At 49.3% G+C, this 13,173-nt stretch carries 10 protein-coding genes and 1 other annotated feature; all 10 genes read right to left on the bottom strand.

Annotated features, from left to right (window positions below):
• Positions 1-126: 126 nt before the first annotated feature.
• Entirely contained in the window at positions 127-816 is a 690-nt protein-coding gene (gene radC, locus F4V51_RS23010; protein ID WP_095361429.1) for a RadC family protein, read from the bottom strand.
• Between the two features lie 35 nt (positions 817-851).
• Entirely contained in the window at positions 852-1,463 is a 612-nt protein-coding gene (locus tag F4V51_RS23015; RefSeq protein WP_153979767.1) for a Maf family protein, read from the bottom strand.
• Between the two features lie 91 nt (positions 1,464-1,554).
• Complete coding sequence (locus F4V51_RS23020; RefSeq protein ID WP_095293309.1) at positions 1,555-1,797, bottom strand: DUF4321 domain-containing protein; 243 nt, start codon at positions 1,795-1,797, stop codon at positions 1,555-1,557.
• A gap of 144 nt (positions 1,798-1,941) precedes the next feature.
• Positions 1,942-3,129: an SPOR domain-containing protein gene (locus F4V51_RS23025; protein WP_162009980.1), complete on the bottom strand. Its 1,188-nt coding sequence runs from the start codon at positions 3,127-3,129 to the stop codon at positions 1,942-1,944.
• A gap of 118 nt (positions 3,130-3,247) precedes the next feature.
• A complete protein-coding gene (gene murC, locus F4V51_RS23030; RefSeq protein WP_236146838.1) occupies positions 3,248-4,567 on the bottom strand; it encodes a UDP-N-acetylmuramate--L-alanine ligase in 1,320 nt (439 codons plus the stop codon).
• 56 nt (positions 4,568-4,623) lie between these two features.
• Positions 4,624-6,000, bottom strand: coding sequence for a bifunctional folylpolyglutamate synthase/dihydrofolate synthase (locus tag F4V51_RS23035; protein WP_153979770.1), 1,377 nt, complete (start codon positions 5,998-6,000; stop codon positions 4,624-4,626).
• Positions 6,001-6,078: 78 nt separating this feature from the next.
• Complete coding sequence (locus F4V51_RS23040) at positions 6,079-8,745, bottom strand: valine--tRNA ligase (protein WP_153979771.1); 2,667 nt, start codon at positions 8,743-8,745, stop codon at positions 6,079-6,081.
• 58 nt (positions 8,746-8,803) lie between these two features.
• Positions 8,804-9,092, bottom strand: a binding site (T-box leader).
• A 160-nt stretch (positions 9,093-9,252) separates the two neighbouring features.
• Positions 9,253-10,791: a LysM peptidoglycan-binding domain-containing protein gene (locus tag F4V51_RS23045; protein WP_153979772.1), complete on the bottom strand. Its 1,539-nt coding sequence runs from the start codon at positions 10,789-10,791 to the stop codon at positions 9,253-9,255.
• Between the two features lie 138 nt (positions 10,792-10,929).
• Entirely contained in the window at positions 10,930-11,835 is a 906-nt protein-coding gene (locus F4V51_RS23050; protein WP_153979773.1) for an RluA family pseudouridine synthase, read from the bottom strand.
• Positions 11,832-13,136: a glutamate-1-semialdehyde 2,1-aminomutase gene (hemL, locus tag F4V51_RS23055; RefSeq protein ID WP_153979774.1), complete on the bottom strand. Its 1,305-nt coding sequence runs from the start codon at positions 13,134-13,136 to the stop codon at positions 11,832-11,834. Before hemL ends, F4V51_RS23050 begins: the two co-directional genes overlap by 4 nt.
• Positions 13,137-13,173: the final 37 nt, after the last annotated feature.

Here is a 13,173-nt window from a genome sequence, read left to right on the forward strand (position 1 = left end):
TTCATTTCCTCTGCAATCCAGCAGGGTTCATCATTCATTGAAATGTATTGCATCTGTAAAGTGAACCTATCTTCTACGGACAACGCCGTCAATATTCATAGGAAAACATCAACGCCAACCATTATATTATACTAAGCCCTTCTCCTTCAAACTTACGTATGTTCCATCGCCGATTATGATGTGGTCCAGCACATCTATGCCGACGATTGAACCTGCTTCGATCAGTCTCTTGGTTATTTGAATATCCTCAGGACTAGGCGTAGGATCACCGCTCGGATGATTGTGTGCGCATACGATCGAGGCACTGCTGCATTTGATGGCAGCACGGAACACTTCACGTGGATGTACAATTGAAGCATTAAGGCTACCCATGGAGAGTGTTTCCTGGGCAATAATATGATTTTTGCTATTCAGGAAAAGGCACACAAAGTGTTCCTTCTGCAAGTAACGCAGCTGCTCGAGTAAAATATCAGCTGCGTCACGAGGTGTACGGATTGAAGGAGACTGTACCCGTCTGCTCTGCGCAATCCGGTGACCAAGTTCAATACCAGCCTTGAGCTGAACAGCCTTGGCCATACCAATTCCTTTCATGGCAGTCAACTCGTTCAGACTCATATCCATTAGTGAACGGATGCCACCTGCTTCAGTGAGAATGCGCTGTGCCATGTGCACTGCCGATTCCTGCCTCGTACCTGTCCGAAGTAAAATAGCCAGCAGTTCTGCATGGCTTAAGGCGCCCGCCCCATATTCCATCATGCGTTCTCTCGGGCGTTCTTCATGGGGGATGTCGCGCATCATGTACTGAGGCGACTCCATATATTCCCTCTTTTCACATCAATCATTTCCCTCAATCAGGCTCGCGGCAGCACATGAACTCCGAATCCATCCAACATGTCGCTGAGCAGGGAAAGAGGCAAGCCCACGACATTAAAGTAACATCCTTCAATGCGGTCTACCAGTGAAGCGCCAATCCCTTGAATTGCATACGACCCTGCTTTATCCATAGGCTCGCCTGTCTGAACATACGCCCTGATCGTTGACTCGGACAGTTCTTTCATCGTTACTTCCGTCTGCCGATAGTGCACAACGGACTTTCCATCTCCAGCATCAATACAAGCAACACCAGTGAATACACGATGTGTACGTCCCTGAAGTCTGGCAAGCATACGTTCAGCATCCTGTTGATCCACAGGTTTGCCAAGAATGTCTCCATCCAGCACAACGACAGTATCACTGCCTACAATAATGGCGTCCTGTTCCTGACCTTCAAGACCGCGATAGACAGCCATTGCTTTGCGCATAGCGAGCTCCTGAACCGTCTGCTCAGGAGTCCATTCCGGCGGTGTATCTTCATTCGCGTGACTTGGTATTACTTTGAAAGCTAGTTGAAGTGAAGCGATCAGATCCTTGCGCCGCGGCGAAGTGGAGGCCAGAATAATAGGGCGCGATTGTGATTTATTCAAAATAAACGGCTCCTTATGCTACGGCGACATCTGTCACATCACCATAGTAGATGTCATTCGCTAAGTTTTGTCGTCAAAAATCGTCATTCTCCTACAGTCTGCGATACAGCCATACAGCTGCAATAATACCAATCAAACTGAGGAGGCTCATTTGAAATTGAAATGAAATGTCATAACTGATAATATCCAGATCAGCCTGCGGTGACCAACGTATGGTCGTGGCTTTGGTTAGAATGGCTACAGCCTTGACTGGCTGCAGTGCCTTGGCGATCCACGCTCCGGCCATCCAGCCGAGCAGAAGAAACAGTATTAACATGCCGAAGTTTTTTTTCATCGGTTCTCTTCCCTCGCCATTTTTTGACACCCACATTATTATACGGGGTTTTGTACGTCAATACAAACACAAATCCGGCAAGGGGAACTATTTCCAGTTCCTTGCCGGACAGGGATTTCGGGGCTGTGTTAGGGGAAGGAAAACTTATTGCTTGATCCCTTCAAGCCATTTTTTCTGCTGCAGAACATAATCCATCAGATCCGCTTGTACCGCCCACATGTGTACATCGGAGGGGTTTTTGTTATACTCGACAACTGCCGTAATTGCACTGTTCATCGATTTCTCCATGGCTGAAACAATCGGCGCTGCCTCTTGTCCGAGCCCTGCTGAGAGTTTACCCATGCCTGTTATCCATGCCTCATGCTGATTCTGTAATGCAGTCATCGTTTCCGAAGCTACAGGCTCTGGATTTGCTTGACCAAGCTGCCCGATGGACAATGTGGATAGTTGTTCCACCAATGCATTGCTGCTGATGAAGAAGAGCTGAACATCTTCCTCATTCATACCAAGAGCTGCAGAGTCCACTGCAGGGTATGCGATCTCTTTGACATACAGTTCCACACCCTCCGCCTTAAGACGTGAGCTCAGCAGTTTGGCTTCTTCACGGTCGGAAGAGATACCTGCATAGACACGATTCCCATCGTCCGGATCCGTTCCTGCAGCAATTCCAGCCTGTGAGAGTTCAAGCTTGGCCTGTTCTGCACGTTCAGGCGAACTAAAAACACCGTACTGAAGCGCATAGTAATTGCCTCCGCTAAGTGCTGACTGTGCTTGTTGGTCCGTCCCGGAAGCACCCTGCACTCCCGTCACACTCGATACTGGTTGATTGGTTTGAGGAAGTACGTCCGGACCTGTTCCTTCCCGATTAAAAAAAGAGAGAATAACCATACCGAAAAGGGCACCGGTGACCAGCGCTCCCGTAACCGAACCAATCATCTTCCAGCCCCTCGGAGGGCGATTTCGCTTGTAGGAGTAATGATCACGATCCGCCATCCAGTCATGACCCACATCATTGCTGTCTTCAGGAAGCTCTTTCTCATTTTCGTCAGGATACACTGTATGATCCGAATAAACATACTGCGACTGTACAGGCTCCAGATTCCGGTCCTTTCTCTGATCCGGCTCTAGTATACTTGTCCCGCTCAGGGTGGTCTCTCCCCAATCTCCAGGGATATCCTCCGGTGTCCATGAAGGCGCGACATCGATCCGCGGAGCACTGTGCGATATCTCATCAGATAAGGATGGAAAGGTTCCCATCACCTTCTCATCCTTATGATTCGGCTTGTCCGACTCGTTCTCCCCGAAACGAAACGTCATTCTAGCATTGCTCACCCCGTACCCTCTCCTTTGTCCCATTTATATCAGCTATATGCCCAGAGACAATGAAAGATTCCTAGAAATTCAAAAACCCGCTTGCTTCTTTACGAAGACAAGCGGGTCATAAAGTGGACTATTTCAGTCCTTTGGCCAGTGTGTCGCCAACCTTCCAGATATCCCCTGCTCCCATCGTGAGAACAAGATCTCCTGGCTGCAGACGATTCTGCAAATCGGCTACCACTTCTTCCTTGGTAGGCAAATAACGAGCAGCAGCATTACTGTTTTGAACAATCAGTTCAACCAGCTTAGCGGAGTGAACACCTTCAATCTGTTTTTCTCCCGCCGGAGAATAGATGTCGGTAATAAGTACCTCATCGGCTTCCGCGAAAGCACGACTAAACGCATCCAGCAGGAAGAAGGTACGCGTATATCTCTGTGGTTGGAACACCGCGATAATACGTTTCCCGGTCGCTTTCGCTGCACTGATGGTTGCCTCAATTTCAGTCGGATGATGAGCATAATCATCGATGACCAGAATATCGCGTGCTTCACCCAGCACCTGGAATCTGCGTTTGGCACCATGGAACTGAATAATGGCTGCCGTGATTTTCTCAAACGGAATGCCTGCTTCCAGACAGGTAATGACCGTAGCCATAGCGTTGTAGACATTATGTTTGCCTGGAACAGAGAGCTCTACCGTTCCCAGTGCTTTACCCTGATGGCTCATGGTGAAGGAGATCCTGCGGTCACCCAGTACGATATCCGATGCCATATAATCGGCCTTCTGATCGATGCCGTATGTCGTGATTCGGGATTTCAGCTCAGGTAAAATGCTTTGCACGTTCTCATCATCCGCACAGACAATGGCTGTTCCTTCCGGACGAATTTGACTCAAGAACTGTACATACGCTTTTTTGAGTTCCTCGAAGTCACTGTTGTAATTCTCCAAATGATCGGCTTCGATATTGGTCACAATACCTAGCCATGGATGATACTGCAAAAACGATCCATCACTCTCATCTGCTTCAGCCACGACCCAGTCGCCCTGGCCCGCCTTGGCATTGGTTCCCAAATTCATGATTTCTCCGCCAATGATATACGTCGGGTCTGTATCGCATTTGTCCATGACAAGTGCAATCATTGAGGAAGTCGTCGTTTTGCCGTGTGCACCTGCAACCGCAACACCTTTGCGCTCATTAAGCAGGCGCGCCAGCATCTGTGCACGGTGAAGAATCGGAATATTAAGCTGCTCGGCTGCCACCCGCTCCACATTATCCGCCGGCGCTGCTGTAGAGTAGACCACAAGATCTGCTCCATTTACGTGTTCAGCTGTATGTCCGATATATATTTTCGCTCCCTTGGCTGCCAGCTTCTCAGTCAACTCCTGTGAAGCGACATCCGATCCGGTAACGGTGTATCCCATCTCCAGCATAACTCGGGCGATGGCACTCATGCCATATCCGCCAATCCCTATAAAATGAACGTGTTCTGATGTATTTAACAAAACTTTCACCAACCTTTTTCAGAATCGGTTTGATGCAAAAGGGCTGCCCTCACATCTGCAATGAGATACAGTGTGCCGGACACCACCCCCAGATCTTCCGCTTCCGTCCGTGACTTCAATAGATCAAGTGCCTTCGCCCAATCGGGCTCGACGATGATTTCCAGATTCTCTTTCGCAATGGCGGGACGTAACCGCTCGACGATCTGCAGCAACTCGGCTGCATCCATTTTGCGTCGGAAATCTGGCTCGGTCAGGATCAGCGTATCCACTAGTGGCAGTATATGCTGCAAATACGCTTCGTGATGCTTATTCGCCAGCATGCCCATCATCAAATTTAACTTGTTGTGAGGATATACGTCGACAATGCTCTTGGCCAGTGACTCTGCCCCTTCCGGATTATGCGCACCATCCAGTACAATTCGGGGTTCGTGAACGACCTTCTCGAATCGGCCAGCCCAGAAGGCATTCTCCAATCCAAGCGCAATATCTCTGTCATCCAGAATGAATGCCATGTACTGTCTGAGCAATTCAAGCACCATAAGAGCACCCGCAGCATTATCCATCTGATAAATGCCCTGCATTCGAATGCGAGCATCCAGCTCGCGGAATGGTCCTGCAAAATGAAAGGCTTGACCATTCTCATCACTATCGAGTCTATGGTACGAAAATTGTTCTCCAGACAAATACACAGTTGATCGGACTTGCTGGGCCTTTTCCTGAATCACCCTAATAGCCTCTGGCTGCGTAACACAGGTGACAACAGGTACGCCTGGTTTAATAATGCCTGCTTTTTCTCCCGCGATCGCTTCAATGGTATCACCCAGGATATCCGTATGATCCATACCGATATTCGTAATGACCGAAACCACGGGTGTAACGATATTCGTTACGTCCATCCTTCCCCCCAGTCCAGTCTCCCATACTACTACATCCGGATAACACTCTTCTGCATAGTACAAGAGTGCCAGGGCTGTAGACACTTCGAACATCGTAGGTGATCCCAGAACAGTAGAGGCCATATCTGTGACCAGCGGATGGAGTCGATTCGCTAACTTCAGCAGCGTCTCTTCCGGAATATCCTCGCCGTTGTACTGAAAACGATTCGTGAATTTCGTGATATACGGAGACGTAAACGTTCCTACATCGTACCCCGCCTGAAGCAGTACTGACGTCAAAAAAGCGCAAGTCGAACCTTTTCCGTTCGTTCCCGCGACATGAATAAATTTGAGACGCTGATGAGGATTACCGAGCAATGACATGAGCTCCGTGATTCGTTCCAATCCGGGTCTGATGCCAAAAGGAATAAGGCCATTGATCCAGTCCACAGCCTCGTCATAGGTATACAGAGGGGCATCTACGCCCGTGCCATTAAGTTCCGTCATATGTTTCACCTTCGGTCCCGAGTTTGATTGAAAAAAGCGGCCGGATGGCATGCTTGCTCTCCATCCGACCCAGAAACATTAACCTTTCAGTTCCTTGATCCGGGCGATGACTTTATCCCGTTTATCCGAATAATCCGCTTGTTTGGCGCGTTCTTCCTCAATAACCTTGGCTGGTGCCTTGGCTACGAAGCCTTCATTCGCCAGCTTTTTCTCTACACGGAGTACTTCGCCTTCAAGGTTCTGCAGTTCTTTCTCCAGACGAGCCACTTCCTGCTCAATATCAATCAGTCCAGCCAGCGGCAAGTAAAGTTCAGCTCCCGTAATTACAGCACTCATGGCCTTATCCGGTGAACTGAGATCAAGTCCGCTGTCGAACTCGGATGTATTGCAGAATCGTTGAATGTAATGGCTGTTGCGTTCGATAATGCTGAATGTCTCGGCGCTGTTCGCTTTTACCATCAATTCAATCTTCTTGCTCATCGGCACGTTTACTTCTGCACGAATGTTACGTACGGCACGAATGGTATCCATGAGCAGGTTCATCTCGGCAACGGCTTCCGGATTCTCCAGCGCAGGATCATACACTGGCCAGGATGCAAGTGTAATCGTCTCGCCTTCATGAGGCAGATGCTGCCAGATCTCTTCCGAGATGTAAGGCATAAACGGGTGAATCAGGCGCATGGTGTGGTCCAGGACATAAGCGAGTACCGATTGTGTTTTTTTCTTGGCAACCGGATCTTCACCGTAGAAGGACAACTTGGAAAATTCAATATACCAGTCGCAGAGGTCATCCCAGATAAAGTTGTACAGCAATCGTCCTGTTTCCCCAAATTCGTATGCTTCGATTAGACGCGTAATATCGCGGGAAGTTTCGTTCAGACGGTGCAAAATCCAATAATCGGCTGTTCCAAGCTCTCCGCTGATGTCGCGATCTTCGTAAGTAAAGCCTTCCAGATTCATCAGTGCGAAACGTGATGCATTCCAGATTTTGTTAGCAAAGTTACGTGCCTGTTCTACCCGCTCCCAGCGGAAACGAAGATCCTGGCCAGGCGTGCTGCTGGTGGATATCATATAACGCATCGCGTCTGCACCGTATTTCTCAATAACATCCAGCGGATCCACACCGTTACCGAGGGATTTGGACATTTTACGGCCATCCGCATCACGAACCAGACCATGCATCAGAACATCTTTGAATGGAATTTCGTCCGTAAACTCCAGAGCTGTGAAGATCATCCGTGCAACCCAGAAATAAATGATGTCATATCCGGTTACAAGCACACTTGTCGGATAGTAACGTTTCAGATCTTCAGCATCTTCAGGCCAGCCGAGTGTGGAGAAAGGCCATAATGCCGAACTGAACCACGTATCCAGAACATCTTCATCCTGTCTCAGCTTACGACCAGCGTACTCTGGCAGTGTTGTTGGATCTTCAGCCGATACAATAATTTCGCCAGTCTCATCGTCGTACCAGGCAGGAATACGATGTCCCCACCACAACTGACGTGAGATACACCAGTCACGAACATTTTCGATCCAGTTCAGATATGTTTTCTCAAAACGATCCGGCACGAAGTTTACGCCTTCCCCGTTCTGCTGTTTTTGGATGGCTCTTTCGGCAAGAGGTTTCATCTCAACAAACCATTGTGTGGACAAATAAGGCTCAACCACAGCTCCGGTCCGTTCGCTATGTCCAACCTGATGTGTGTGATCCTCAATGTTGATCAAGACACCCAGTTCCTGCAGATCTGCAACGATCTGCTTGCGGCAGTCGCTGCGATCCATACCCTGATATTTGCCTGCTTCCGCATTCATGGTACCTGTCTCATCCATTACTGTAATCTGAGGCAGGTTGTGACGAAGACCCACTTCAAAGTCATTCGGATCATGTGCAGGCGTAATTTTTACAGCACCGCTTCCGAATTCCTTATCTACATAATCATCTGCAATAACCGGAATTTCCCGGCCGATGATTGGGAGAATCAGCGTTTTGCCAATCATGTCTGTATAACGTTCATCTTTTGGATGAACCGCAACTGCAGTATCACCGAGCATCGTCTCCGGACGAGTCGTTGCCACTGTAACATAACCGCTTCCGTCCTTAAGTGGGTATTTCAGATGATACAGGTGTCCCTGAACCTCTTTGTACTCCACCTCAATGTCAGACAATGCAGTACGGTTCACCGGATCCCAGTTAATAATGCGTTTGCCTCTGTAAATCAGGCCTTTTTCATATAGTTGAACGAACACTTTGCGCACCGCTTGGGAAAGTCCTTCATCGAGCGTGAAGCGTTCACGTGAATAATCCAGGGAGAGTCCCATTTTACCCCACTGCTGACGGATCGTTGTCGCGTATTGGTCTTTCCAGTCCCAGACTTTATCCAGGAACTTCTCGCGTCCAAGATCATAGCGGGTCAAACCTTCCTCACGCAGCTTTTGCTCTACTTTGGTTTGAGTCGCAATACCTGCATGGTCAGACCCTGGGAGCCACAAAGCGTCATATCCTTGCATGCGTTTGGTGCGGATCAGGATATCCTGGAGTGTGAAATCCAGTGCATGCCCGATATGAAGCATACCGGTTACGTTCGGGGGTGGAATTACAATGGTAAACGGTTCAGCATCCTTGCGCTGACCAGCCTTGAAATATCCACGTTCTGTCCAGGTAGAATACCATTTCTGCTCGGCAGCTTTCGGATCATACGTAGTCGGCATTTCTGTTGCCGCTGATTTTTTTTCTTCAGACATGTGTCATTCCTCCGTTACTTAATCATCATCGCCAAAAAACAAAAAAACCTTTCATCCATCAAAGGACGAAAGGTTAGCTTTCGCGGTACCACCTTTGTTTCACGCAGACAGAAAGAAACAGCATGCCTTTCTGAGGCTATCGTGACACTTCAAGCAGATAACGGCTGCTACCGGCCCATCCTACTTCAGGAACAAACAAATCACAATGACATGTTTCATCGTTCCTCGTATTCAAACAGGCAACTCCCGGGCGACTTCGATCAGTAGGTTCCTGCGGAATTTCTCAGCGCTGCAATCCCGCTCTCTGAAAGGCCTTGCTGTCTACTACTCCCATTCGACGTTGTTCTTTAAAAAACCTAAACACATCATACCCTGACCGTGCCCGATAGTCAACCTGACAACAGCGTAAACGGGCGGCAGCCCTGCGTATTAAGCCAAAAAGCAGTAAAAACCCGCAATCCTTTTTGGATTGCGGGTTGGTATGGACGTTATTTTACAAGTCAGAGGTCAGGGGATGTATAGAATCTGCCCTTCTTCAACGACTTGTTCCGATAAACGATTGTATAACTGGAGCTCCCGAGTGCTCAATTGGTAGCGGTCAGCAATGCTATCCAACGTCTCTTCCCGCTGGACGATGCACAGTTTAACTTTGCGGAATGGTGTCTGATCCACAATCGTGCCCAAGAACAGGTTCTTCCACTGGACATCCTCTGTCTGGTAGGCTTCTTCCTGAACGGAGCCAGCGACCGACTCGTCCTCCCGATCCGTTTCTGTATCCCGCACTGACCTACCTGAGGATAACAGGGACGAGATACCCACCCCTTCTTCCTGTCTTGGTGAAGACTCCCTTTTGCTGCCAAACGCGACTTTGAGCTCTGGCTTGTCTTCTGTCTCAGCCACAGGTTCAGGAATGAATGAAAATGGCTCTGAAGATTCATCTGCATCCACTGCTTCCGGTGCAGAAGGTCGTTCCCCTTCGGCAGATTCCAGTTCAGACGCTGCAAACACATCCTGCCAATTCTCTGATGGCTTTTCAGCCTCCGTCTGATCTTCCTGCGGTGAACCTGACCTGGAAGATTCGAAGTTCCAAACATTCGAAACAGCCACGTCTTCTGATGGTTGTTGGTTCAGCTCCGTGTTTGTATGTAAGGTCTCCACGGAAGGCTCCGCCCAGACAGATGGTGATTCCTCAGCCAGAGGTAGCAATGGCTCAGACTCCGGATAAGAAGCCAGTCGGTCTGCAGTCTCCGCCATGAAAGACGAGACGGGTGAAGGTGAGGCAGCCACTTGATTATCCGCTGCTTCATCTTCTTGGGTAATTAATGAAGGAGCGTTATCTTCAGCAGGTCTTTTCTGATATTCTTCTTCATCTTGATTCTCGAGCGTATCAGCATAGATCTGTTGCGGTGCAGGGGTTAACTGTTCTTCCGGCTGCGCATTTTCCTCATAACGGATGTTTTCTTCAGCGGCTTGCTGCGGATTCTCAGGAATTTCTGCTGCGTATAGAGACTCGGCCGTTATAGGCAGACCTTCCTCTTCACTGCGCTGCAGCAGATATTCCTGAGCAAAGGTGTTCAACCCAGCATCTGCATCCTCTGCCTCCGGGGCGCGGTTAACCTGCTGCGGATCAGGGGAGTGTACCACAGTAAACTCTTCCGCTGACCAGGCCTGCGGCTCTTCAACAGGAAAGCCCTCAATGCCACGCAGTGACAGCACACCTGTAATATTCAAGCTTCGGCTGGATAACAAATCCACATCAAAGTTTTCGATCTCAATCGAGATATCCTCAAGTGACCTTACCCGATTCAGGGGTACCGTGATCTCAACCGGAATAAAATGTTTCAGTTCCTCCGAGATTTCGTTCTCTCCCCGATACGCACCTGTAAGCAAAAGATGGCCTCGCAACGTTGCATGATCATCCTGACCGATGACTTGAATACGCGGGTATAACTCAATTTCCTCCAGTTCCTCAATGGCAGGGACTCCCTCGGACAAATGAACGCGCTCATAAATATCGAACCGCAAACCATAAGGTTGATTCAACAAAGGTGGCGTCCTCCTTTCGGCATATGTTCACCATGATCCTTCTCATGGGACTGATCCATGGTCCAAATCCTTCGTTACCCCATCTATATGCCATCGATGAGATGAGCATGCCACCTTTGTTCAAAGCTTGCCTTTTTATTAGGTTGTTCGTTCCCGCTGGACTAGCTGTTCAAAATCGGAAGGCCACGGATCTTGAACTTCAATCAGCGCTCCCGTGAGCGGATGATTAAACGTTAACACTTCACCATGAAGTGCCTGGCGTCCAATGGCATCTGACCTTCCTCCATACAGCTGATCGCCAATAAGCGGGTGTCCGGCATAACTCAGATGTACTCTGATCTGATGTGTACGTCCAGTATCCAGTATTAAACGCACAAGTGTAGCCCGCTCCCACACTTCCGCAATCTCTACATGAGTAACGGCTTCCTGCCCACTCTCGGAAACGCGTCTGCGCTGCTTATGATGTCTGTCCTTACCGATGGGCGCATCAATTTTGCTGCATTCCGGAGATACCTGCCCTTCCGCAATGGCTACATACTGACGCCCAATTTCTTTGCGACGCATGGCCTCATCCAATTTTGCCAGAGCAAAAGCATTTTTCGCATAGAGAACCGGGCCGGTTGTATCTTCATCGAGGCGATGCACATGGCGTACGCTGGTGTCGATACCGTTGATCTCATAATAAGAGGCGACAGCGTGATCCAGCGTAATGGCATGATCGGCACGAGTTCCATCCGGATGCAGCTTCATACCCGCGGGTTTATGTACAACCAGACAAAAATCATCCTCGTACAGCACCTCAATCTCTGCCCAACGGGGTTCAACATCAATCGGCTGAGATGCAAAAAGGGCCAGCCGAAGCCGGTCCCCTGCGAGTTGAATTCCGTGATTTGCCTTAAGCTGACGAAACAGCTTTTCTGGAAAAGAAAGTTCAGTGAGCAGCCATTGCTCTGCCGCAAGCTGTCTGTCTGGACTGCCTGTTACCACTTTGCCTGGCATCAGCTCCAGCCATTCCCCACGACGTTTCCAACTTTTGATCGTCATAGAGATTGCAGAGCCTTGCGGTTTGCTTCAATCGTATCGTCAATATCCTGCTCGGTATGAACACCAGAGACGAACATGCCCTCAAATTGGGAAGGTGCCACGCTTACACCCTCATCAATCATAGCTGCAAAGTAACGAACAAACTGATCCAAATTGCTTTCTTTGGCTATATCATAATTGGTAACAGGTACACTGCTGAAGAACGGACATACCATGGAACCAACGCGGTTAATGGTTACTGCAATACCCGCCTCTGCCGCATTCTTTTCGAAGCCAGCCTGCAAACGAGCCGACAACGTCTCCAAACGATCATAGACTTCCGGTGTCAACAGTTTGAGGGTGGTATAGCCTGCTGCCATGGCCAGTGGGTTACCACTTAGTGTTCCCGCTTGATAGATCGGACCGGTTGGAGCGATCTGCTCCATCAGATCCCGACGACCACCATATGCTCCGACCGGAAGGCCGCCGCCGATAACTTTACCAAGACATGTCAGATCGGGCGTAACACCATACCGCCCCTGTGCACAGTTCAAGCCTACACGGAAACCGGTCATGACTTCGTCAAAGATGAGCAGGCTGCCGTACTGGCTCGTCAGGCTGCGCAGGCCTTCAAGAAAGCCCTCTGCCGGAGGTACAACGCCCATATTCCCAGCCACAGGCTCAACAATGACAGCAGCCAGTTCCTCACCAAAACGTTCAAAGGCAAGGCTAACCGATTCCAGATCATTGTAAGGCACCGTGATCGTATTGGTAGCAACCCCTTCAGGAACTCCAGGACTGTCTGGCAATCCAAGGGTAGCGACACCGGAGCCCGCTTTGATCAGCAAGCTGTCCGCATGTCCGTGATATGAACCTTCAAACTTCAAAATTTTGCTGCGGCCCGTTACACCGCGCGCCAACCTGATGGCACTCATGGTTGCTTCCGTACCCGAGTTGACCATCCGAACAATATCAATGGATGGTACGCGCTCGCAAACAAGCTTAGCCATCTCGGTCTCCAGCAGCGTTGGAGCACCAAAGCTCGTTCCTTTCAGAGCAGTTTCACGCAGTGCTTCCACGACATCAGGATGGGCATGTCCCATGATAAGTGGTCCCCATGAGCCCACATAATCAATAAACACATTGCCATCAATATCGTAAATTTTGGATCCTTCTCCGCGTTCTGCATAGATCGGGGTAAGTCCTACGGATTTGAATGCCCGAACGGGGCTGTTTACGCCTCCAGGTATGTACTGCTTGGCTTCTTCGAATGCGCTGCGTGAGCGCTCATCGTTTCGTCTTTTTCCTGATTGTGCAGTCATGAACATCCTCCTTAATATGAAGGCCCCGCTCCTTATA

The organism is Paenibacillus xylanilyticus (assembly GCF_009664365.1).
In the GTDB taxonomy this organism is placed as follows: Bacteria; Bacillota; Bacilli; order Paenibacillales; family Paenibacillaceae; genus Paenibacillus; species Paenibacillus xylanilyticus_A.